At 55.9% G+C, this 23,129-nt stretch carries 22 protein-coding genes and 4 pseudogenes; 12 read left to right on the top strand and 14 right to left on the bottom strand.

Annotated elements, in window-relative coordinates; all coding sequences use genetic code 11:
• Positions 1-40: 40 nt before the first annotated feature.
• Genes AWB64_RS31150 through AWB64_RS25915 form a run of 3 tightly spaced genes read right to left on the bottom strand, consistent with a single transcriptional unit; the run spans position 41 to position 3,209 of the window.
• Positions 41-1,063, bottom strand: a complete 1,023-nt coding sequence (locus tag AWB64_RS31150; protein ID WP_075643355.1) for a tyrosine-type recombinase/integrase — start codon at positions 1,061-1,063, stop codon at positions 41-43.
• Positions 1,060-1,968, bottom strand: coding sequence for a tyrosine-type recombinase/integrase (locus AWB64_RS25920; RefSeq protein WP_060858279.1), 909 nt, complete (start codon positions 1,966-1,968; stop codon positions 1,060-1,062). The genes AWB64_RS31150 and AWB64_RS25920 overlap by 4 nt, the downstream gene beginning before the upstream one ends.
• Positions 1,962-3,209, bottom strand: a complete 1,248-nt coding sequence (locus AWB64_RS25915; protein ID WP_157766703.1) for a site-specific integrase — start codon at positions 3,207-3,209, stop codon at positions 1,962-1,964. The genes AWB64_RS25920 and AWB64_RS25915 overlap by 7 nt, the downstream gene beginning before the upstream one ends.
• Before the next feature lie 119 nt (positions 3,210-3,328).
• On the opposite strand from AWB64_RS25915, the pseudogene AWB64_RS31145 reads away from it, so the two are divergent.
• A pseudogene (locus AWB64_RS31145) lies at positions 3,329-3,487 on the top strand (ATP-binding protein); the annotation flags it as partial.
• Positions 3,488-3,663: 176 nt separating this feature from the next.
• Here the strand turns inward: AWB64_RS31145 and AWB64_RS31710 are convergent.
• Entirely contained in the window at positions 3,664-3,921 is a 258-nt protein-coding gene (locus AWB64_RS31710; protein WP_157766702.1) for a hypothetical protein, read from the bottom strand.
• Positions 3,922-4,147: 226 nt separating this feature from the next.
• Between AWB64_RS31710 and AWB64_RS31140 the strand changes: the two genes are divergently transcribed.
• The 7 genes from AWB64_RS31140 to AWB64_RS31130 all read left to right on the top strand — a co-directional run bounded on the left by AWB64_RS31140 (position 4,148) and on the right by AWB64_RS31130 (position 8,262).
• Positions 4,148-4,345, top strand: a complete 198-nt coding sequence (locus AWB64_RS31140) for a DUF378 domain-containing protein (protein ID WP_075643359.1) — start codon at positions 4,148-4,150, stop codon at positions 4,343-4,345.
• Between the two features lie 188 nt (positions 4,346-4,533).
• Positions 4,534-4,794 (top strand): hypothetical protein, encoded by a 261-nt coding sequence (locus tag AWB64_RS31135; RefSeq protein WP_075643353.1) that lies wholly within the window; start codon positions 4,534-4,536, stop codon positions 4,792-4,794.
• Positions 4,795-5,130: 336 nt separating this feature from the next.
• Positions 5,131-5,610: a hemerythrin domain-containing protein gene (locus AWB64_RS25905; RefSeq protein WP_244164207.1), complete on the top strand. Its 480-nt coding sequence runs from the start codon at positions 5,131-5,133 to the stop codon at positions 5,608-5,610.
• Entirely contained in the window at positions 5,607-6,278 is a 672-nt protein-coding gene (locus AWB64_RS25900) for an HAD family hydrolase (protein WP_060858276.1), read from the top strand. Before AWB64_RS25905 ends, AWB64_RS25900 begins: the two co-directional genes overlap by 4 nt.
• 429 nt (positions 6,279-6,707) lie before the next feature.
• Positions 6,708-7,580: a manganese catalase family protein gene (locus AWB64_RS25895; protein ID WP_060858275.1), complete on the top strand. Its 873-nt coding sequence runs from the start codon at positions 6,708-6,710 to the stop codon at positions 7,578-7,580.
• Between the two features lie 67 nt (positions 7,581-7,647).
• Positions 7,648-7,851 (top strand): CsbD family protein, encoded by a 204-nt coding sequence (locus AWB64_RS25890; RefSeq protein ID WP_060858274.1) that lies wholly within the window; start codon positions 7,648-7,650, stop codon positions 7,849-7,851.
• 117 nt (positions 7,852-7,968) lie between these two features.
• Positions 7,969-8,262, top strand: a complete 294-nt coding sequence (locus AWB64_RS31130; protein ID WP_244164206.1) for a DUF6723 family protein — start codon at positions 7,969-7,971, stop codon at positions 8,260-8,262.
• A 57-nt stretch (positions 8,263-8,319) separates the two neighbouring features.
• Here AWB64_RS31130 and AWB64_RS25885 read toward each other — a convergent pair whose 3' ends face one another.
• A complete protein-coding gene (locus AWB64_RS25885; protein WP_060858273.1) occupies positions 8,320-8,901 on the bottom strand; it encodes a hypothetical protein in 582 nt (193 codons plus the stop codon).
• A gap of 27 nt (positions 8,902-8,928) precedes the next feature.
• Positions 8,929-10,098 carry a zinc-dependent alcohol dehydrogenase gene (locus AWB64_RS25880; RefSeq protein ID WP_060858272.1) on the bottom strand — a complete coding sequence of 390 codons (1,170 nt, stop codon included), beginning with the start codon at positions 10,096-10,098 and terminating at the stop codon, positions 8,929-8,931.
• Between the two features lie 14 nt (positions 10,099-10,112).
• Here AWB64_RS25880 and AWB64_RS25875 point away from each other — a divergent pair, with 14 nt between their 5' ends.
• Positions 10,113-10,379, top strand: coding sequence for a hypothetical protein (locus AWB64_RS25875; RefSeq protein WP_060858271.1), 267 nt, complete (start codon positions 10,113-10,115; stop codon positions 10,377-10,379).
• Between the two features lie 562 nt (positions 10,380-10,941).
• Here AWB64_RS25875 and AWB64_RS25870 read toward each other — a convergent pair.
• Complete coding sequence (locus tag AWB64_RS25870; protein ID WP_060858270.1) at positions 10,942-11,370, bottom strand: type II toxin-antitoxin system Phd/YefM family antitoxin; 429 nt, start codon at positions 11,368-11,370, stop codon at positions 10,942-10,944.
• Positions 11,371-12,186: 816 nt separating this feature from the next.
• Here AWB64_RS25870 and AWB64_RS25865 point away from each other — a divergent pair.
• Entirely contained in the window at positions 12,187-12,423 is a 237-nt protein-coding gene (locus tag AWB64_RS25865) for a type II toxin-antitoxin system ParD family antitoxin (protein ID WP_060858269.1), read from the top strand.
• Entirely contained in the window at positions 12,420-12,758 is a 339-nt protein-coding gene (locus AWB64_RS25860) for a type II toxin-antitoxin system RelE/ParE family toxin (protein ID WP_060858268.1), read from the top strand. The genes AWB64_RS25865 and AWB64_RS25860 overlap by 4 nt, the downstream gene beginning before the upstream one ends.
• 189 nt (positions 12,759-12,947) lie before the next feature.
• Here the strand turns inward: AWB64_RS25860 and AWB64_RS25855 are convergent.
• Together AWB64_RS25855 and AWB64_RS31125 are read right to left on the bottom strand one after the other, a co-directional pair.
• Positions 12,948-13,541, bottom strand: a pseudogene (locus AWB64_RS25855) (IS6 family transposase); the annotation flags it as partial.
• 53 nt (positions 13,542-13,594) lie between these two features.
• Positions 13,595-13,838 (bottom strand): annotated as a pseudogene (locus AWB64_RS31125) (IS6 family transposase); the annotation flags it as partial.
• On the opposite strand from AWB64_RS31125, the gene AWB64_RS25850 reads away from it, so the two are divergent.
• A complete protein-coding gene (locus AWB64_RS25850) occupies positions 13,816-14,661 on the top strand; it encodes a LysR substrate-binding domain-containing protein (protein WP_445343914.1) in 846 nt (281 codons plus the stop codon). The pseudogene AWB64_RS31125 and the gene AWB64_RS25850 sit on opposite strands and share 23 nt — an antisense overlap.
• Before the next feature lie 794 nt (positions 14,662-15,455).
• Here the strand turns inward: AWB64_RS25850 and AWB64_RS25845 are convergent.
• The 5 genes and pseudogenes from AWB64_RS25845 to AWB64_RS25825 form a co-directional block, all read right to left on the bottom strand.
• Positions 15,456-15,733 (bottom strand): annotated as a pseudogene (locus tag AWB64_RS25845) (HU family DNA-binding protein).
• Between the two features lie 1,789 nt (positions 15,734-17,522).
• On the bottom strand, positions 17,523-19,040 hold the full coding sequence (locus tag AWB64_RS25840; RefSeq protein WP_060858266.1) for a tripartite tricarboxylate transporter permease: 1,518 nt from the start codon (positions 19,038-19,040) through the stop codon (positions 17,523-17,525).
• A gap of 4 nt (positions 19,041-19,044) precedes the next feature.
• Complete coding sequence (locus AWB64_RS25835; RefSeq protein WP_060858265.1) at positions 19,045-19,533, bottom strand: tripartite tricarboxylate transporter TctB family protein; 489 nt, start codon at positions 19,531-19,533, stop codon at positions 19,045-19,047.
• A gap of 92 nt (positions 19,534-19,625) precedes the next feature.
• The gene (pcaF, locus tag AWB64_RS25830) at positions 19,626-20,837 is read right to left on the bottom strand and encodes a 3-oxoadipyl-CoA thiolase (protein WP_060858264.1); all 1,212 of its coding nucleotides are present in this window, start codon (positions 20,835-20,837) and stop codon (positions 19,626-19,628) included.
• A gap of 27 nt (positions 20,838-20,864) precedes the next feature.
• Positions 20,865-22,940: a 3-hydroxyacyl-CoA dehydrogenase NAD-binding domain-containing protein gene (locus AWB64_RS25825; protein ID WP_060858263.1), complete on the bottom strand. Its 2,076-nt coding sequence runs from the start codon at positions 22,938-22,940 to the stop codon at positions 20,865-20,867.
• Positions 22,941-23,129 lie beyond the last annotated feature (189 nt).

Raw genomic sequence — 23,129 nt, 5'->3', positions numbered from 1 at the left:
CAACTTTATGCGGAGTTCGTCCGTACGAACCCCGCTGCCGTCAGCGTCCAGTGGCTTTCCGTCTATGCATAATACGTGCAGTGTTCAGCGACGCAATCAGCTTATCTGTGGCTTTGAAGCGCCCAGAACGCAGCTTCGGCGCCACGACGGATTCGAGCGCTTCCAGTTTCACGGAAGGGTCGATGCGAGTGTACATTTCGGTGGTCTGCATGCTCGCATGGCCAAGCCATAGAGAGACCTTGCGCAAGTCTTTGGTTGCTTGCAAGACCGTGAGCGCACAAGTATGTCTCAGCACATGCGGAGATACACGTTTGCTCAAGATGGATGGACAATCTGTCGAAGCGGCCTTGGTGTGCTTTCGCAATATATATTGGAACCCGGACCGCGTCATGGCCTCTCCGCGGGCATTGACGAACACTTCCGGGGTGGCAACGGCGCCTCTTATGGCTAACCACGCTTTCAATGCCGAAGCCGTCTCTTTCCACAAAGGCAAGCATCGTTGTCTGCGACCCTTGCCGTGAACGACTATGCTCGCATACGGTTGCATATTCAGATCACCAATGCACAATCCGACGAGTTCTGATGCGCGCAATGCACCGGCGAAACAAAGGTGGAGCATGGCACGGTCTCGAATTCCAAACCAGTCAGACGGCACTGGGGCATCCAATATCGCTTGCATTTCCTGCTGAGTCAGATGACTCACCAAACGGCTTTCCGTCCGCTTCATCGGTAGCGCCAAGACCCGACGAACCTGCTCCAGGGCGGAAGGTACCCGATACTCAACGAAGCGCATAAACGATTTGATTGCAGCGAGCCGCGTGTTCCGCGAACTTGCGCCGTTACGACGCGTAGTCTCGAGATGATCGAGAAAGGAGAGGATCATTGGTGCATCCATCTGCTCGAGAAACAACTGGGACGGTTGAGTCTTCAGACGTCGACTGGCAAACTCCAGCAGCAATTTAAAGGCATATGCATACGACTCGCACGTGTTGTCACTGGCTCCGCGCTCCAATGGCAGACGTTGCTGGAGGAATGCCGTGATATGCGGTGCAATCGGGGTCATGATATTGCTCCCACAAAGAACGATTCACAGCAGTCGGCGATACCCTTCAACAGTTCAGGTGTTGCCTCTAGATACCAATACGTATGATTGACGTTACCGTGACCGAGGTATGTGGACAATGCCACCATGTGTTTCGTGATGCGGTCCCGGCTATCCGGGCAGTTCTCGAGTGACCTCACTGCAAATGTGTGTCTCAATGACTGGGGCGTTGGCCGTGGTCGCGCAGGAGCACACGGCAAGCCAGCCGCCTTCGCGGCGGAGTCAAACGCTGTTTCGACTGCCTTTACGCCTAATGGTTTTCTCCACAAGGAAACAAAGATGTGCCTATCGAACGGAGCATAGGAACGCCGTTGCTCGATGTAGCGGTCCAGCGCTGACCGGCACGTTTTGTGGATCGGAATAAGGCGACTTTTTCTGAATTTTGTATTCCTAATCAGTAATCCATCCGGCGTGAGGTCCTCGTAGAGAAGCCGGAGGGCTTCCGAAACGCGAAGTCCCGTGCATGCCAACAGTGCGAACAGGGTACCGTACGTTCTCTGGCGCAAGGGATGCGTGCCTTGCAGGAATGCAGCATGGACAAGTCTTTGAACATCCCCTTCAGACAGGATATAGGGCACCGGTCTCGGCCCCTTTTCGCTCCCGAACACGGCCGCGGGAATCTCGTGACGTGCATCTTCAGCCCGAGCGTAGCGCGCGAAGCGCCTGACGTTGCCAAGCCTGCGCGCACGCTGCTGAACCGATTTCGCTTGCGCCGCCCACGCCAGAGCGGTCTCGTTGCAGACATGGTTCTTGGCCATGGAGTCCGAGAACGCCGCGAAGCTCCGCAGACAGCTGCCTTCTGACTTGAAGGCAAACCCGCACGCGCGACGCATCTCGATATACGAATCTATGAGGTCGGCTAGCATGATTGCACCTCAGGCCACGGCTGTGCGATCCTTTGCAACTCAGGTAGATCGACCTTCGCGTATATCTGCGTCGTGGCCGTCGAACGGTGTCTGAGAACGAGCGCAATGTCTTGCAGCGAAGTGCCATCACGCAGCATCGCGGTAGCCACCGAATGGCGAAGAACGTGAGCTGCACCGCCACTGGGACACGCGACACCTGACCGGCGCATTGCCCGTTCAACTATGGCGGAAACGGCACAGTGGTTCGCGAACTGGTGGAATGGAGCCCGGCAGCCGACGAATACCGCGTCGGTACTACCAGGTGGTCGTGCACGTTGGAAATAGTCTACGATCGCCCGACCGACTTCTCTGGTTAAAGGGAACTTCGTCGGGCGTCCGCTTTTTCCGGTAATGGATATTGACGCGCCTTTCCAGTCAATATCAGTTAGCCGCAAACGGACGATATCTCCGGCCCGCAAACCCAAACGGGCCAGCATCAGCACTATTGCATAATCCCGTATGCCGACCGGTATAGCGCGATCGCAAGAAGCGATAACCTTCTCAACGTCGTTTGCGAGAATGTAGCGAGGAAGCGACGACAACCCCCAATTGGCCACCTTAGGCACAGCGGCGTCGAGGTCAGGCCTGCATTTTCCTTCGGCTATCAGAAAGCGAAGAAACATGCGTAATGCCGTCGTACAGTTTTTCGTTGCTGCTAGTCCTTGCCTTGAGCTTTCATCGAGAACAAATTTTCGTAACCGAGGTGCCGTAAAGTTCGTTGGGTCAGTTCCCTCGTTTCTGAGCAGCTTCCCGATGGAGATGCCGTAAGTGGCCAGGGTCGAATCTTTCGTTCCTCGCCGCTCACGCATCCATCGACAGAATTCAACCAGCAGCTCCGGACCCAGTGTCGTGTCGCCGACATCGGATGTTGCCATGATTCCAGCTTCCCGAAGGTAGTCCGTGAAGAGGCGTACGCCATGCATCAAACCCTCGGGGTTTGCATGACCGTACCTTGAACAGGTACATTTTTTGAGGTGTTTTTTGAACCGTGCTATAGCATCTTGAGATAGGTCTGTATATGGAATTCGTTTCTTGTCAGTCCAATGAAGCAGATGCTCAGCTGCACGAATATGTCGGCGCGCGGTGATTTCCGCGAATCCGATTTCCCATAGCTTCGCCGCAAACCCATCAAGCAGGTAGCTTCCACCACTCCCGGAAAGCTCATCCACTCTCTGTTGAGATTCGAAGTACTTTGCAAACATGATGTCCTCCTGTTTCGCCGACGCGGCTAACGAAGACATCACTATTATGCATAGACGGAAAGCCACTGGACGCTGACGGCAGCGGGGTTCGTACGGACGAACTCCGCATAAAGTTGTTCATCGCATTACAGTTGCCGCTCGAACACTGGCACGCGTGGCTGCAGGACCCCACGCTCGCCGATGCGATTCTCGACCGGCTCGTGCATCAGGCCCACAAGCTTCCGGTCAAGGGCGACTCAATGAGAAAGAAAACGAAAACCGAAACCGCTGACGCCTGATCGTGATCGCCGCCGCTATAATCCATTGACCGCGCAACACCACCTTCCAGACCGATCACGTTCGCCGAAACGACTGATCACCATCACCGAAATTCGCACCGGTAGCGTCAGAGCCCTCGTCACGCTGGGCCGACAACAGCCTTTTACAGCAGAGCAACCTCTCGCGAATCCGGGCTTTAATCAGGGGATGGACAGCAACGAGCGCTGATCGATACTTCTTCAACGCCGGCGACTGCCGGGCGCCGGGCGCCGGCAAGGCTGTGCTTTTCATAGGCGACGAGATAGAGGAGTGTCTCGACTTCGATAAGGAAGATATCGATCGCGTCATTTAATGCGGCGCTGGGACGTTTCCCAGCCCGATGAGGTTCATTGAAAAGACAGACCCATTCTCGTTCCAGATCCTCAGCTAAATGCTGCTGCGAAGGCTCAGCCATGCGACTTATACCTCTCCCGTCGGAAAGAGTTGAACACTGTCAAGAAGCGAGCTCTGCGGTGAATTTCCACACATAACAAGGCGGGTGTTCGTACTTCTGCAGATGTCCGCGGCACGGCCATTGCGCACTCAAAGTTACAGGCTGAACCTATCAACCATTTCGGAGTTTCAATGACTATTGTTACGTCAAAGGGAATCGTCGCGCCCCGCGCACTGTCGCCGATTGGATTGCAGGTGCGCTGGTCACCGTTGGCGCACTTAATTGGGGTCTCGTAGGAATTTTCCGGTTCGATCTCGTTGCTGGGCTCCTGGGCGCCAACTCAATTCCAACAAGAGCGGTTTATGTCCTGGCTGCGTTAGCCGGGATCTATAGGTTGGCAAGGATCTTGACTTCTTCAAAACCCACAAGCTTGGCGCAGTCGTGACCGGTCAGGAAATGTCCGCAGCAGGGTTGCTTGGGACTCACTGGACGAGTCTGCGCGTACGCTGCACAAAGACGTAGGCACTCTGTTGTATCAAGCAGCCAAACAAGATGGGCAGTGCCCGGGCATCATCGTGTCCGGGATCGAATCGTCGTTTAAATCGTTTCAACGACAGTAAATGGAGTTAAAAAATGGCAGATCCTGATTCGTTTGACCCAGTGGAACATGCCGATGAGCGTCGCAAAGCCCTCGGCGACGGCGACGTTACTGAATATGCGGATGGCACGATCGAACAAAAGGAGCATGGAAGTATGGACGCCTCCCTTGTCCCGAAAGGCAAAGACCATCCGGAACAGGGGCCCTGTGTCCCGGAGCACGACCATCTTGATCCGGATGTTGAATCGCACCCAGGTTCGGAACATCCGAAGGGAAAAACGGGCTCAGAAGCGTGATCCGAACCCGCCCGGGTTGCTGCCGCTTGGGCGAGCGCGGCTAAACGAACCATGGCGTTAGCCCAAATCGCAGCGCAAAGCATCGGGACATTTAAGCTGCTGGCGCAATCCTTGATTTCACCCAACGGACGAGGAAGTGGCTGGTTGGGTCTTGAAAGCGCTCGCGCATCGGCCTTTTGCATAGCGACTACTACTGACGCGTTCCGCCCCACTTTGATCCACGACCCAATATATGAACCTGCCACTCACACCCTCCCCGCGCATCACAACGATGATCAAGCTCGATCACACCCATGTGTTGGCCGCGTTTCACCGTTACAGCACTGACGCTCCCAAATGGCGCAAGACGGCGCTGGGAATGCACTTTGTTTCGCACTTGAAATCCATGCGCAGCTTGAAAAAGAACTCTATCCGGCGCTTCGTGCCGCGAGACCCACCGCAATCGCTCTGGACAAGAGTGTCACGGAGCACAATGAGATGCGCGAGAGCATTGTGAAGCTCCGCACAATGGCTGCCGACACCCCCACTTATGACGATACAGTCATGGAGCTGATGCGCAAAATCATCCACCACGTCGCCGGTGAAGAAACCATACTGCTTCCCATGGCCGAGGATGTGCTTGCGGCTGACCTTCGCAACTTAGGCACACAAATGAACTTGCGTCGGCTCCAACTGGTTGCACATCGCCCTGCCGAGATTGCGATGAATAGTGCCGGTGCATTTCCGATCCTAACCTTTTCTATAGCGGGTCTCGCGGCGCTCGCCGTGCTGAAAATCTCCCGTACGTTGTCCCGCACCCCACGAGGCATGAGATGAAAACCGCTTTCGTATTTGATCTCGACGGAACGCTGATTGATAGTGTGTACCAACATGTTATCGCCTGGAACGAAGCGTTGACCAGCGAAGGGCTCAGCCTTCCAATTTCCAGAATCCACCGAAAGATCGGCATGAGTAGTGAGTTGTTCGCCAAACAAATCTTCAAGGAATTGCCAGGCAACGTCGCGCCCGACAGTATTGCTCGGGTGAAAAAACGTCAGGTTGAGGTGTTCAGTCGACAAGCACCGCATATCCAGCCCCTGCCGGGCGCAAGCGCGTTGTTGAAGGCGCTCTCGCATGCAGGCATTCCCTGGGCAATCGCAACAAGTGGAAGTCCCGAAGATACCGCGGCGAACCTGAAAAAGCTGGTTGTGGATGCAACGAAGGCGACGGTCCTTACGGGCGACGTCGTGCGGCAAGGCAAGCCTGAACCGGATGTGTTTCTGGCTGCCGCTGAGCGGTTAGGCGTGCCTATCGAGCGGGTGTATGTAGTCGGTGACAGTACATGGGACTTGCTCGGTGCACGGCGTTGCCACGCGCTGGGTCTCGGACTGAAATCGGGTGGGACGGGAGAAGAGGAGTTACAACGTGCCGGCGCCCTTCGTGTGTACGAGGATCCAGCGGATTTGCTCGACCACCTTGACGAGTTGGCGACACATCCGGAATAACACTACGCGTAGTTTGAGTGGAACTTCACTTAAGGCCGATCTGTTGTGAGTAAGTGGTATTGGGTCCAGGCGCGCTTTGGAGTGCTTTTTTTTGTTGAGTGACTTGACTTCACGCCGAACGGGCGACCCTGTCGACCAAGTATCGATGGCTGCTACGCGTGGCACTTGTTCCTCCTCTGAAACGCCGAAGAGCAGGTTGCGAGGGGCAAAAGATTAATCAGCATTTTCCGTCTGCTGGCACACGGTATGCGGGAAAGCATTGGCAGTTCTCATAAACGGCGATTTCGCCACGACGCCAGGGATGACCTCCCTGAGACCCGGGCAGCGGACCGTCCGCTCTCCGCCATCGCGTTATCGCATCGGTTTGCCCGAGTTACTTGGTCTGTCGCTTTCTGACTTAACCAAGCCCGTCCCTCATGGAGAAAACTTATGTTTGTACATAACAAACGTCTGCAATACACCGTCCGCGTTGGAACCCCCAATCCGGGCCTCGCGAATCTTCTTTTAGAACAGTTTGGCGGTCCACAGGGTGAGCTCGCTGCGGCGTGCCGCTACTTCACCCAAGCGGTGAGCGAAGATGATCCGGGCCGTAAAGATCTGCTGTTTGATATTGCAACGGAAGAACTGAGCCACCTTGAAATCATTGGTTCCATTGTTGCAATGCTGAACAAGGGAGCGAAGGGGCAGCTTGCCGAAGCAGTGGAATCGGAAGCCGAGTTGTACCGTTCGCTTACCGGTGGTGGTAATGACTCGCATACGACTGCACTGCTCTACGGTGGCGGTCCTGCGCTCACGAACTCCGCCGGCGTGCCGTGGACTGCGGCATATATCGATACGATCGGCGAACCCACCGCTGACCTGCGCTCGAACATTGCCGCAGAAGCACGCGCGAAAATCGTCTACGAACGGCTGATCAATGTGACGGACGATTCAGGTATCAAGGACGCGCTCGGTTTTCTCATGACACGCGAAATTGCGCACCAAAAGTCGTTCGAAAAGGCGTTACATTCCATTCAACCGAATTTCCCCCAAGGCAAGTTGCCCGGTATGCCGGAGTTCACCAGTGTCTATTTCAACATGTCCAAGGGCGAAGACGCACGTGGGCCGTGGAACGAAGGGGGCGACTGGAAATTCGTTGAGGACCCGCAGCCGGCAGTCGACGGTGGCGACGGCTTGGCAACGGTTGGTGTGAATGAAGCCGATGTTGCCGTATTACAGGCGATGGCTTCGCGTACCGCCTCAGATCTAGAAACCGATCCCGTAACAGGCGCAGACCTCGGCTCGGGTCAAGCGGTTAAGTAAAGTTAGCCGCGTATCAGGAGCCTGATGCGCGGCTTCCCGTTGATCCAAAGATCCAAAGGAAACTCAAATGGACAAAGATAAGGTAGAGGGCGTGAAGGAGCAGTTAAAAGGTATAGCAGACTTCACAATCGGCAAGTTCACCGGAAACAAAGATCTTGAACTCAAAGGGCAAGTCGAAATCACTAACGGATCGAACAAAAAAGACCTGGCGGATTTCAAGGACAACGTCAAGAAAGGGGTCGATGATCCTGACAATCCCTCGAATGAGTGATGCAGGGCGTGGAAAAGATGCCACGTCCGCATCTTATCTGCGCCATCTAAGTCGCCTTTGAGTTGCTTCTTCCGGTTCAAATCCTTTCTCTTTCAGCCATTTCGCTCGAGGTCTACCATGCGACTCGCTGGAAAAAAGCCAAAACTGATGTTTTCTCGAAACGACGCGTCGGTTTCTATCGATGTGAGTTCAAGCCACGATGATTTTGCGGTCTATGCTACATATCGGTTAATGAATGGTGCATTTTGGGGATCACTCAAAGTCGTTAGAAAAGCCGACAATCGCCTGTTGTTTCCTTTTGAAGGCGCTCCAGCAATCGGCCCTTTTGCGCATAAAGACGAGGCAATTCGCGCGGCCGAAAAGCTGGGCCTCCAGACTGTCGATGCCGACATTGTGCATCCAGAGGCTTGAGCCGCTGCGTTAACGCTTTGTCTCACACATATAAAGCGTAAGCGTTGGCGAATACTCCTAGCTAGTTTTTGTGTCGGTCCACGCGCGCAGTGCGTCAGGTGTGCGCATGTCCCGTGGAACCTCGAAGTCTGCTGCATTGCCGCGCGCACGGTCCAAACCGCGCGGGAAACCACTGCGGCCGCTGTAGTCGTACAAAGCTGATGCAGGGCCGCGTGGCGCCTTGTGTTCAAGGCCACGGGCAGCGTATAAATCAAGAGCTGTCACGCCCGCTACGCTCACGAGCGCTCCTAGAGTGCGGTTACGATCTGCCGCAGATGACGAGTCGGACCGCGCAATGATAGTACCGATGTCAAGCACATCCCCGCCGATGCGAGCCCACAAGAACGGTGCGACCTTAGCCGACGTGAGGATCCCTATGCCGCACGCAAGTTCTCTAAATCCATAAAGCCGGACAACTGATGCGTTGGCGTCAAGCCCTGCGGTACGCGAAACTGTGCGCGGCGCCAGTAACTCAGCCATGCCAAGCGCAATGCTGAACCAGCCGAGTCCGCGCGCCACGCTCTGCGCGGAAACGGTGGATGAAATGTTGCGAGTGCTCTGCCCCACACGTTGCTGCTTGGGATCAATACGGTCGACCATGATGTAGGCTCGGTGATGGTGATTGGACTACGGCTTAAGCACAACCTTTATGCAGCCGTCTTCTTTGTCGCGAAACGTCTTGTACATCCTAGGGCCCTCTTCAAGGGGCACCGTGTGCGTGATGACGAATGACGGATCGATCTCTCCTTCCTGAATCCGCCGCAGCAAATCGTCCGTCCAACGATTGACGTGCGTTTGTCCCATGCGCCAGGTGAGACCCTTGTTCATGGACGCGCCAAATGGGATTTTGTCGATCAGCCCGCCGTACACGCCCGGAACCGACAGGATTCCGGCGGGACGGCACACGTAGATCATCTCGCGAAGCACGTGCGGGCGGTCCGTTTCGAGCATGATGGCCTGCTTTACACGGTCATACATCGCGTCAACTGAACGCGTTGCGTGCGACTCCATGCCCACGGCATCGATGCATTTCTCTGGTCCTTTGCCGTTTGTCAGATCCTTAAGCCGCTCGATGACGCTCGCTTCCTTGAAGTCGATGGTCACGGCGCCGCCAGCACGAGCCATGGCCAGACGCTCGGGCACGCAATCGATCGAGATCACTTGTTTCGCGCCGAGCAGCACCGCGCTTCGGATCGCCATCTGACCCACCGGTCCAGCACCCCAGATTGCGACCGTGTCATCCGGACTGATATCGCACTGCACCGCCGCTTGCCAGCCGGTCGGGAAGATGTCGCCGAGGAAAAGCACCTCTTCGTCGGATAGGCCCTCCGGAATTTTGACGTGTGTTTTATCGGCGAAAGGAATACGCACGTATTCCGCCTGACCACCCGGATATCCGCCTGTGAGATGCGAGTAGCCGAAGAGCCCAGCGGACGTATGACCGAACACTTTATCGGCGGCATCCTTGTTCCGATTTGATCGCTCGCATACTGAGAAATTACCGCGTTTGCATTGATCACAATCGCCGCAAATAATGGTGAAAGGCACGACAACCCGGTCGCCCACCTTCAACGCTGCGTTACCGCGGCCCACCTCCACCACTTCGCCCATGAATTCGTGACCCATGATGTCACCTGACTTCATGCCCGGCATGAAACCATCAAAAAGGTGCAGATCAGACCCACAGATCGCACACGACGTCATCTTGATGATCGCATCGCGCGGCTCTTCGATTTCAGGATCAGGAACAGTGTCGTACCGAATATCGTGCTTGCCATGCCATCTAAGCGCTTTCATGGAATTCTCCGATTATGCGTGCCACTGCGCTCGAAGCCAAAATCAACGAGCAGCGCAACGAGTTCCGGATGACCCTCGTCCGGATCGTCCTCCTCCCGAACGTCAATGAACACGTACTCGCAGGCATTCGCTGCCGCGTAACGGAACGCCATTTTAAGGAACAGTTCTCTGATCTTGCGCCTGCGGACGAGTTCGCCGACCTTGAAGGTGCAAAGTTTCAGGGCCTGCCCGGCAGGCTCGTCGCCGGCGTCGTTGATGCTTCGTCTGTCTGCACGGCATAGATACAGATGGCAGACAAGTCATTTGCCGGTCCGTGCCGGTAGATCCATTCTGGATGAAATAGACGCGACTGGCGAGGTTCTGTGCCAGTGCTTTTCTGTGCAGCCCACGATCTTCTATTACCAGCACATGCGCCGCGTCGCGCTCCAACGCGAAAAGGATAGTGTCGTCACACTTGTCGTTTTCCGACGTCCCCGGCACATTCCAGGGACACGCGGGCCCCTCCGGCAACTCCCTATACAGGTCCTGCCGCCTCAAGGTGCAAGCGCGCCTCGCAGCGTCGTTGTCGCGCTGGATGTCCCGGCGGGAAGCCGGATGGTAGAGAAGTTCGTGCCGCCCGTTGCATAGTTGATGCACGTGCGCCAGGTTCAGCTGTAGCACGACAAACGAATCCTGAAGTGATATCGGGAATTAGGTGTCCAGCAAGATGCGCAGTCGTAAAGCCACGTGCACCTCTCAGAACATTTTTATTGCTCCGATGCCCATCCGGAGTGTTAGACCGCTCAAAACAAAAACGCCACCTTTTGGTGGCGCCGTGTTCGGGCAGAAAAAGCTTCGAACCGGTTACGACTCCGGGTCCGCAGTGCGCCGCGTCCTCACTCGCACCGTGGTGCGATACGTTTCACGCGCCTTCTTTTCTTGTTTCTGCGGCACCTTGCGGGCTTCGGCGACGTACCGTTCAGAGAATTGGTTCTTGTATGCGTCGTGCCGAACGAGGTACACCTTCGTCTCCGGATAGAGCTTGAGCACGAAGAACCGCCTCGCGCCGCGGATGACGGACTCAAGCAGCTTCGACCACCCCTCGCGCGCCTCAGGCACCTTCAGGCGGACAAGGGCGACGTAACTAACGGGTTGCGTCACTGTAAGTTTCGCGACGACCTCACCGTTCTGTTCGATCAGAAGATCCTCGTGCGTCTCTAAAACTTGTCGCACCAGCTTGCCGAGCCCGGTGCGGGCCTCCGAGGATTTAACCGCTTTCGTCAGTTCCTCCATCGCTCACGTCCTTACATTTCGACACGTCGATTTGTAGGTCATATGGTCAGGGCGAATTGACTGTTTGTAAAGAGGATCGGGCGCAGCTGCGCACTTCTTCAGTTGACTCGACGAAAAGTCCTTTCGCGCGGTTGGTCGTGACGCGACGCTGGGCTTGTCATTGCGCGGAGGAGCCCACCATGTTCATCCAGTCCATTTTCAATTGCCGGTCGTCGCCGTCCGGGTCACGGCGTTCTGTCAGACGTTCAGCAACTCGGTATTGGAAATTCGGCCACCTTGGTCCAGCGCGATTACAGCTGCTCGCGCGAGGACACCTGCGAACGCCGTGTAACGGCCGCGTGCCGTGTCCGGCAGCTGAACGGACGATGCAGCCCGTCGTGAAGCAGCGGCGGACGATTGGAAAAGGGCGCGAAAACGCGTGTTTTCCGCCCTCTTCCGGATGTGCCGAAATGAAGGGGTAGATAGCTCCAACTATCATCCCCTTCGTATTTCACATAGTGCGCGATTAGCGCCTATATATCTTTGTAATAGCCCAAACCACTCTTTTCTCGCATATGTATGCTAGCTTTAGAAGCGGATATAGAATTTGTCATTTTGTTGTTTAATAACCTTATGTAAAATTAATACGTCGTGAATTGACCGAGCCTACGGTCGAACACCGCGCACGGTCGGATATCCGGTTCTTTGTTTGCCCGACGCCAACTACCGTTCATACATAGTCTATGCGCACCGAAGCCGTAGCAGTTACTTTGTATCGGCCGCGTCATACACAGTATCATTTTGTCAAAATTTGCCAAAGCGTGCTAGAGTTGTTTCATGACGACTATGAACATTTCCCTACCGGATTCGCTGAAGGTCTACGTCGACGAACAGGTTGGCGAGGGCGGTTACGGCACGAGTAGCGAATACATCCGCGAACTAATCCGAAAAGACCAAGATCGCAAGCGTCTGCGCGCAATAATCCTGCAGGGCGCAACGTCCGGCCTCGCCGCCCCTGTTGACGCCGACTACTTCGAGTCACTGCGCGCTCGCGTGCGTACTTCTCGAAAATGAGGGCTAAGCCCGTCATACCGACAAGGCTAGCCAGGCAGGATGTGGAGGACGAGGTGACGTACTACCTCGTAGACGAAGGCTCGGAGCAGGCTGCGCTCGGATTCATCGCGGAGATCGAGCAGGCTTACCAGCGTCTCTCCAAACACCCGAACATCGGGTCTCCCCGTTACGCGTACGAGCTGGGTATCCCGGACCTGCGGTCGTGGCAACTGGATCGCTATCCGCACCTAATTTTCTATATTGAGCGCGAGGCTCATGTGCAAGTCTGGCGCGTGCTCAACGGCAAGCGCGATATTCCGGCTTGGCTAGAGAGCAACGACGATGAGACTCATTGATAGCCTCTACACGACACCAGGTCCGTGAGGAGCATTCACGCATTTCCCCCTTTTGCCGCCCCATCGCGCACGGACATTGCATTTAACCAGCAGCCCTCCCCGCCATGCGCGGACTGTCACCTCGCACCTTGGAGGATTCTGTTGCAGTAAGGAAATTAGGTGGGGGTGAGACAGAACGAATAGGAATGCTTATTTCGCGAGATCGTAGAATTGCTCGGCAACTGAACGATACCGCCCATCGTCACTTTTCATCTGCCCTTTCGCTATCATGTGCATGAGCTCGATGCCGCCTAAAATGATGCGAGCACAACGAAAACTCTTGAATCCTAGCATTGGTCGTACGATGCGTTTGATCGCTCGATGGTCCTGCTCCACCACGTTGTTCACATACTTCGATTGTCGAATTTTGATCTGCACTTCGCGATCAGCATTGATCGCATTTAGCCCTGCAACATTCGCCCCGCTCGTGTCAAACGTCACCGTCTGCGGTACGCCGTTTCCAGAAATCGCCTTTTCAAAATAGCGCCGGGCAGCGGCCTTGTCCCGCTTGGCGCGGAACAGAAAGTCAACCGTGTCGCCGGCCTTTTCAACGGCCCGATACAGGTACTTCCATTTGCCCTTGACCTTGATGTAGGTCTCATCCATTCGCCAACTTCGACCGACCTTTTTCTCGCGCGGTCCGAATGCCTTACCGAGCGCAGGCAGCAACTTGATAGTCCATCGGTGCACCGTCGAATGATCGACCGACACTGCCCGCTCGGACATCAATTCTTCCAGATGACGGCATTGTCAACTTGCCGAGGGTTGAGGCATCACGACGGCAGGTGTGACGGCGATCAGAAAGCAGTCGACGGAGTTTGGGAGTGTTCGGTGAATTCGCGCCATGCAACAAACCGGACTGCGAGTTGTTTTCGATAAAGTGAAGCGCGCAGCAGATGCCGCTTGAACGCGAAATGTTGGCGGATCGGCCCAAAGCAAGAGAGAAATTTCTGTGTACGTTTCGGGTCGCGAAAGCCGCGCATGCGACGCTCTCGTTCGCGTGTCGGCTGAACTGGCGTTGTCGGCCTCGGCGTTGACGCGGCGCATCAAACGACTTGAAGACGCGCTCGATGTCGCACTGTTCGAGCGCACAACGCGCAGCGTCGCGCTTACCGCGTCGGGCGAGGTGTTCCTGCCTCGCGCGCAACAAGTGCTACAGGACCTCGACGCTTCCATCCGGCTCCTCACCGAGTCCATGCACGACCGAACCGGAACGCTGACCATCGCGTGCATTCCAACGGTCGCAAAACATATGCTGCCGGGCATCGTCGGCGAATATCACCGGCGGCGCCCAGAGGTGCGCCTGCGGTTAATCGAAGCGAGCCTCGCCGCCGTCATGGAGCGAGTGGCTGCAGGCGACGCGGAATTCGGCATTGCGTTCTTGGTGAATGAAACACCGGAACTCACGATCGATGATCTTGTGGTCGATCCTTACGTGCTGGCTTGCCCGAAAGATCATCCGCTCGCCGCGCGCGAGACGGTGGCATGGCGGGAATTGCGACCGTGGCCGCTGATCGTGTCGGGAAGCGCAAGCGGCAACCGGCGCATGCTCGACGCCGCGTTGCGCGACATCGACTGGCGTCCTGACCGGTTGATCGAAATCGAACATCTGACCACGTCGTTGGGACTGGTAGAAGCCGGGCTGGGCATTTCAATCATTCCACAATGCGCCGTGCCACGCAACGCGGAGGCGCGGATTTCCGTGCGTCCACTAATCGACCCGACGGTCGCGCGTACGCTCGGCCTGATTCGGCGTCGTGGAACAAAATTGTCCGCCGTGGCGCGCGATTTCCGGGTAACGCTGCGGCGGATAACGCCGTTCAGTCTTGCGTCGGCGTCAGTTTTTGAGCTTTGCAAAAAATGAAAGGAACAGTTTATTCAAAACAGAGCAAGGGACTGCAAAAGTACTTCGAAGATTCCGTCACGTTGTTACTGACCGGAGTTCGAGTCGCAAACTTGCGCCGGCTCCTTAGGAGCTAGCATGCAGCGCATCGCTGCACCGTTGCCAGATGCGTCCAACGAGCGGGCTTTGATAATTTAGCCCTAACTCGTTCGTGAACAACGCAAATGCATCGGACTGACGTACTCCGCCAGAAGCAGCCAGGTGCTCGCGGGATAACTTTAACGCCAACTGTACGAGCATCAGGCGGTCCAGCCAACTGGCCGACATCCTGTTTCTAGCCAACCAGATGCGTACCGATTCAACGATGTGTTCGACGCGCCATGTTTCCGTCAAAGAATGGGTTGCGAGCGCACTCGCCACCAAGTAGCACAGTAGATGGGTTCGCGCCGTTGAGTCCAGTGACCGTTTTGAAGGTGGCATGTTTGTTGTTTTACACTCCATCCAGTGAAAGTCTTCTGATGCGGCAGGCGCATGTTATCCGTACTCTCGCGCGCAATCCACGACGGCCCGCGAAACAGCGACAACCAAAAACTGAATTTATCTGTTTACTCCTGTACTCCCGACAATTCCCGTTCAACGGCCTCCTCGCAAAAATGTCCCGACCGCGTTCCGATTCGGTGAGGAGAACAGGCAGGACCTGAGCGTTCGTTCGTGGCCGAGTCACGACGCCCGTGCGATCTGCATCACCCTACCTGTAGATGACCTTGTGCGCCGTTAAGCGGATACTCTTAGCGAATACATCGACTGGCTTATTGCTAGTGGCTGTTCACCACATCCTTGAACGCCCTGCCGGCGGTAAATTTCACCGTCTTCGAAGCCGGAATCTTCAATTCGCGCCGGTAGCCGGATTGCGCCCGTTGCGCGCGGCCCGGGCACCTACTCCGAACGAGCCGAAGCCAATCAGTTGGACGCTGCCTCCCTTCACGAGCGCAGTGGTGATTGTCCCGATCAGCGCGTCGACTGATTCTCCTGTTGCCGCCTTGCTCGTTCCGGTCGACGCCGCAACAGCATCAATCAACTCTTGTTTGTTCATGGCATCCCTCTTGGATGATCGTTACAGAATGTCAGCGTGCCCGAAGTCCCCGATTCTTTGGCGACCGCTCCCAGACCTCTCAATAGCGACGTCTCGACACTTACGGTACCCGATCGGATGCACGTGGTGCAGGCGGATACACGTGGTGCAGGCGGATACACGAGTTGGAACTGTCGCGCGCCAACCCGCAGTCGCTTCTTGGGCGGAGCTTTTCGTACAGCCGGACGCGGACTAGACGGCTTCGGAAAAAGGTCATCTCGAAGCCAGGGGAGCAAAGTCTGCAGACCTATAGCCTGAGACCGGATGAACTCGGCGTCAGGATCTTCGATCCCGTGAACAAGTTGATTTCTAAATCTCCGCAGGCGTTCGGACGCCTCCAATACTTGAGGCGCACGATTGTCGGGCGTTCGGAGCAGCCTAGACTTTGGCGCGCCAACCCTGTCTATCCCTTTCAACCCTGCAATCCTCCTGATCAACTTTTGATACTCGATCCACATAGCAATGAAATGGCCGATGGCATCCGACTGGGGTGTGTGCCGTGCTTCGTTGCCGGTACCAGAAACCAAAACCGGAACATCGTACGTCTGTACGGCTCAAATGCACTATAGCGCTGAGCATCTTCCGACAAGACATGATCGATGACTTGCTCAGCAATTGGGCTGCGTTAAAATTCCGAATGGATTGGCGAAATGCACTTCCGAGGATTTTCAGGAGTATTTAAGTGAACAATAATGATTTTGCGATAATCGGTAAGAAATCGCGAAATAGCGTCACGATGGGGGTTGTCAGTAAGTGAGATAAATAAGGCGGAAGTTTGAAAGTTACCCGCTCGCGTTCGCGCTCCGCGCATCGAAGTCCATGCGGAGCAGTGAATGACGGATCCTACCGGCCACGATTTTCGAGACGGCGCACGCGAATTATTCAAAGTGCATCCTCGATCACCGAACAATGGTCGCCGCCCCGCATGGGCAAGGCAAAAATATCCTTGACAGAGAACAACAGCGGGCCAGCGTTGCTACACTAAACCGAGCTGCCGATGGCACCCTTCATCTCGTCGCGAAGGCGTGGCTTGAATTCAAGCGAAAGAGCGGGCGGATAAGACGTACCGCAAGGCCTAATGTGTCCTGCCCGACTATCTGACGCCGACGCTACGGAACAAATCAGCCTCGACGTTGTCCATTGTCAGGTCAAGCTTGTCCTTGAGACAATCAAGCATATCGCTTGGCGGTAGCAAAACTCGCCTACTCGTTTGTAAGTCGTTGAATATCTCCACATCAAATCCTTATTGCACGAATGACGTCTTTACTGAGCCGCTCGGCCCGTAAATACGATCCTTGAGACGATTGTCGGCATCCCATCGATCGAGTGGCATCTGGCGGAACGCCGAGAGCATTTTTGTCGCTTTATGCAATCTTACACAAACTGTACGGATTCCAAGCCTGGTCGGCTACGCGCAATCGTAGGGAACGCGAAGCCGTCGAGCTGTTATTCAGCATGCCTTCTCTCATAAACCGCGTCAATGCGTCAACGATGCGACGGTAGACCTGTCGCTTCGGATCTTTAAATTGCGAAAACCTCGCTGCTTTTGTTAGTCGGCGTCGTATAAGCGAAAATAATGTGTCATTGCGGATGTTCGTATAGCTGCGCATTGTGCAAACACGCTGTCGCCTCAAGCGGTTAACGTGCCGCTATAATTCCAGCAACACATATTGCCGTGTCTGTCACTGTAAGCAACCGCGCCGTTGTGCTATCCGTTGCATATTCGTCGGCACCGCTTGCTTGGATACCCCTACACAGCAAGCCGTCGGTCTCGCCTCTTTCTCATACCGTACAACCAGAAGAACAATTGCAAGGTAACAAGAAGGATCGAGCAAACCAAGAAGAAGGCGCTGATTGGGCGGGCGAGAAAGACTGTTGGGTCTCCATGAGAAAGAAGAAGCGCGCGTCGGCAATACTCTTCAATCATCGGCCCCAGTACGTAACCAAGCAAAATTGGTGCGACCTGAAAGTCGAGTACAGCAAAAATTGCGCCGGCAATGCCAAAGACTAAGACTTCGCCGACTTCAAAGAGGCTGTTATTCGTGCTGTATACGCCTACTGCGATGAAAAAGAGCGCAGAAGGGTAGAGATACTTGTACGGCACGCGTAGCAGTTTCACCCAAACGCCGATCAACGGCACATTGAGCACAACAAGGAGGACATTTCCAATCCAGAAGCTTGCTATAAGTCCCCAGAAAAGATCAGCGTGCTGGGCAATAAGCAAAGGTCCTGGCTGGATTCCATGGATGAGTAGCGCGCCTAGGATCAGGGCCATAACCGCGTCGCCCGGAATACCCAGACTCATCGTCGGAATGAAATCGATTTGTGTCTTCGCGTGTGACGATGCTTCAGGTGCCGCAACGCCTTCCAACGCCCCTTGGCCAAATCGTTCCGGCGTCCTGGAGATCTTTTTTTCGAGAGCATACGCGAGGAAAGTCGTGATGGTGGGCCCGGTGCCTGGCATCGCGCCGAACAACGTGCCAATGAAAGTTCCGCGCACCATGGGCATAAAAGCCTGCTTGATCTCCGCACCGCTTGGTCGCATATCGCGCAGCCTCACGTGCATGCCGCTTCCGACGGAGTCGAGCCTGTTCACGTTGCGGAGGAACTCTGCCAACCCGAACAAACCAAGTGCCAGTGCAACCAACTCGACTTTATCCGATAACTCGGTCAGACCGGCGGTGAAGCGCATTATTCCGCTGTTGACATCGGTGCCGACGAGACCAATCAACAGTCCCACCAGTGTCATTGCGATTCCTTTCAATGCAGAGCCGCGTGACATCGTGCCTCCGGCAATTAGCCCGAGCAACATGATCGAGAAAAGCTCAGCCGGTCCGAATTTGAATGCAGCCTTCACCAGCAGCGGCGAGGCGAAAATCATGACGATGATGCCTACTGACGCCGCGAAGAACGAAGCCATCATGGTGATTCCCAGCGCAGTTCCACCCTTGCCTTTGCGGGTCATCGGATAGCCATCGAGACATGTGACTGCGTGCGGGGGATGACAAGGCAGGTTCAGCAAGATTGCCCCGATGGCTCCGCCGTACTGCGATCCATAGAAAATCCCCGCGAGCATAAGGATGGCAGGAATGGGGTGCATCGCGTAGGTCAGCGGTAGCAGCATGGAAATCGCGGATAGTGCGCCCATACCTGGAAGTACGCCAATCAAATTTCCTACCAGAACACCTACAAATGACCACATGAGGTTGTGAAGTTCGAGCGCAACTGCAAAGCCGCTCATGAGGTCCGATAAAGATTGGCCAATCATATTCTCAACCCCAAGTGAGCAGCGGGAACTGCAGTTGCAGCGCCCAGTAAAACACAACGCCTGCAACCACCGTCATGGCTACGCCAAGAACAAGCGCACTGATCCAGGTATTGTCCCGATCTCCGAGGGCTGAAATAAAGACTATGGCAAATGTCGCTGGTAACAGTCCACCCCATCGACCGAGCACAACGAACGCGGCGATGCCAACACAAATAAAGATCCAGGCACGCCACTCCGGCGGCCTTTTCTCCTCGATTGGCGGCGTTACGTCCGGCTCTTTTGCCGACAACATGATGGCGATGCCCACCAGGACAAGAAGGCCGCCAACGGTCACAGGAAAGAATCCTGGACCCATACGACTCAACGTGCCGATTTTGTATTGGGATCCGGCGAACGCAGCGCCGGCGCCGAGCACGCTCGTCAAAACACCGCCGTAAAGGTCTTTTCCGTACCGCTTAAAAAAATCCAAATGTCGCCCCGCATTGATGCCCATTGAGACTGTCTCCTAGAAAGGCGGCTTCGGCCGTCTAATGTTCGGTAGCTGTTTTTGTTTGTATGGTGGATCTACTCGGACGAGATCAACCTTCAAACTTTTTCGACTACGACAGCGATGCCTTGCCCTACGCCGATGCACATCGTACACAGTGCGTAGCGGCCGCCATTGCGTTGCAACTGGTTGGTCGCCGTCGTCACCAGCCGCGCGCCCGAGGCGCCTAGCGGATGCCCGAGCGCGATTGCCCCGCCGTTCGGATTCACGCGCGCGTCGTCATCGGCGACGCCGAGCATGCGTAGTGTCGCGAGCGCTTGCGAGGCGAACGCTTCGTTCAGTTCGATCACATCCATCTGATCGATGGTCATACCGAGACGCGCTAGCAGTTTCTGCGACGCGGGCCCGGGCCCGATACCCATCACGCGCGGCGGCACTCCCGCGGTCGCCATGCCGAGAATGCGTGCGCGCGGGGTGAGGCCATTTCGCTTTGCGCTGTCTTCATCGGCGATCAGCATGGCGACCGCTCCGTCGTTCACGCCCGACGCGTTGCCCGCTGTCACGCTACCATCCGGACGCACGACGCTCTTGAGCTTCGCGAGTGCTTCGAGAGTCGTCTCTCGCGGATGCTCATCGCAATCGACGACGATGGCATCACCCTTTTTCTGCGGAATCGTCACCGCGACGATCTCCTGCGCCAGCGTGCCGTCCTTCTGTGCGCGCGCCGCCTTTTGCTGCGAACGCACCGCGAAGGCATCCTGATCCGCGCGGCTAATGTTGTAGTCTTCCGCGACGTTCTCGGCAGTTTCCGGCATCGAATCGACGCCATACAGCTTCTTCATCAGTGGATTGATGAAACGCCAGCCGATGGTCGTATCGTGAATCTCGGCCTGACGCGAGAATGCGCGCGTCGCCTTGCCCATCACAAGCGGCGCGCGACTCATGCTCTCGACGCCGCCCGCGATCAACAGCCGCGCTTCGCCCGACTTGATGGCGCGCGCCGCGATGCCGATTGCATCCATGCCGGAACCGCACAAGCGGTTCACTGTCGTGCCCGGCACTCCGACCGGCAAACCCGCGAGCAGCGTGGACATGCGCGCGACGTTACGATTGTCGTCGCCCGCCTGATTCGAACAGCCGTAGATCACTTCCTCGACCGCTTCCCAGTCCACTTCCTTGTTACGCTCGACCAACGTGCGCAGCGGCACCGCGCCAAGGTCGTCGGCACGGATTGAAGACAGTGCGCCGCCGTATCGGCCAAATGGTGTGCGAAGGGCATCGCAGATGAAAGCTTGAGGAGATATGGTCATTGTGATTATCTCGTCGAACGTATGTGGTCAGTCTTCGGATACGAGAAGCAGCGGCGTCAGATCGGCGAGTACAAAACCATATCCGGCGTCTTCGGCAAGTTGCTTGAGCTCGGCCTCAATAACGACACGATCCTGCTGTCGCGCCCAAAATACGGGGCCGCCTTCCCAGCGCGGAAAGCCATAACCTTGCACAAGAACAACATCGACGTCGCTCGGTCTTGCTGCGACGCCTTCTGCCATGAGACGAGCCGCCTCGTTTACCATAGCCAGGAGTGCGCGCCGCTGAATCTCATAGGCTGTCAATGGCTTGCGTAGAATTCCGCGCCGCGCGCTGGCTTGTTCGATCAATCCGCGCACGACCGCATCAGTGGTCTCGACTCGCTTGCCGTCCGTATAACGGTAATAACCGGCACCAGCCTTGCGCCCGAGCCGATCCATCGCGCAAAGTTGATCGAGGATGTCCACATAACGTTCGCGAGGATCACGAGGCGGAGTCTGTGCCCGACGCATGCGCCATGCGATATCCAGCCCCGACAAGTCGGCAACAGCAAATGGACCCATGGAAAAGCCAAAACTCGTCAAGGCACCGTCAACATCCTCTGGCCACGCACCGTCCTCGAGCATGAATTCGCACTGTCGGCGATACGCGTTGTAAATGCGATTGCCGACAAATCCGAACGCATTCTTCGTAAGGACAGGCGTCTTCTGAAGTCGCGTCCCCAACGCCATACCGGTGGCGATAACGTCCGGCGCGGTCCGTGCGCCACGCACCACTTCGAGAAGCTTCATGACGTTGGCCGGGCTGAAAAAGTGTAGCCCCAGCACGTCCTGCGCTCGCGATGTGGCAGAAGCAACCGCATCCACATCGAGATAGGAGGTGTTGGTCGCCAGAACCGCACCGGGCCTCGCTTGAGAATCGATCTTCTTAAATACGCTTTGCTTGATTTCAAGATCCTCGAAAACAGCCTCAATGATGAGATCGGCTTCCTGTAGCCTCGCCCAGTCCAAAGTACTGGACAAACGTGTCCGTCTTGCCGCGGCCTCACTCGTGCCGATCTTGCCGGCTACCAACTGCTTCTCGTAATGCTTGACGATCCGCTGCTGACCGCGCTCGAGTGCAGCCTTGTCTTGCTCTATCAGAAAGCATGACAGTCCCGCGTCGATTGCCGCAATCGCAATTCCGGTCCCCATCGTACCGGCACCGATAATAGCCACGGTATGAACCGCACGCGCTGACCCAACTGCATCTTTTGGCACCTTGACCGCTTCGCGTTCAGCTTTGAATTGATAGCGCAACGCATGCGAGGCCGTTGTTGTCAAAAGGGAGATGAAACGTTCCCTTTCTTTCTTCATGCCTTCGTCGAACGGCAGTGCGACCGCCGCGAGAGCATCGAGCAACGCCCCGTAGGCCGGCTGGAGTTTTTGGCGCGCAGTCAGCGCGTCTCTCTGCAAAGCGACTTCGCCTCGCACATGCTCAGCATCGAGAAACAGATCACGGGCACGAGCATATGGTGCACCTCGAGCAATCAGAGTCTTGGTGTATCCGATGGCGGCATCCAGCACGCCATCTCGTACGATCGAATCGAAAAGACGAGTGCCATGAAATTGGCTCGCCATCCGTGGCTGAGCGCTAGTCATCATCGCGTATGCCGCGGTAATACCAATCAACCGGGGGAGACGTTGGGTGCCCCCGGACCCGGGGATCAACCCAAAGGTCACTTCGGGGAGGCCTACTCGCGCGGACGCCAACGCTACGCGGCCGTGACATGCGAGCGCGAGTTCGAGACCACCCCCAAGCGCCACACCTTCGATGGCGGCAACTACGGGCTTGTCGCAAGCTTCGATTTCGCTAAGCACAATGCGCAGGATCGGCTCCTGCAAATGGCGGGAGGTCACAAACTCAGTAATATCTGCGCCCGCTGAAAATGCTTTGCCGGTCCCGGCCAGCACGATTCCCTGTACGCGGGCGTCGGATTGCGCTGCTTGCAGCGACAATACTATTTCCTGTCGCAATGCATGACCTAGGCTGTTGACTGGCGGATTATCGAGAGTGATGACGGCGACGCCGTCGAAAACGCTCAATTTGGTCACGTTCGTGGCCATGTTGCATGTCTCCTTGCACCATCCAATTGAGGGTGTTGTCGATTTGCCTGACGCGTTTGCGTACCAGCTTCTGTTCTTCTATGGTCACCTAGTTTAGAACCGGTCGTAACATTGCGTACCTGCTCATTTCCATCTAGTGGAAATAGTACGGCACCCGTTCGCCCGCGATTGCCGTCGATTTATGACGAC

It is taken from the genome of Caballeronia sordidicola (assembly GCF_001544455.2).
In the GTDB taxonomy this organism is placed as follows: domain Bacteria; phylum Pseudomonadota; class Gammaproteobacteria; order Burkholderiales; family Burkholderiaceae; genus Caballeronia; species Caballeronia sordidicola.
This window is presented reverse-complemented; position numbering and strand designations above follow the sequence as displayed.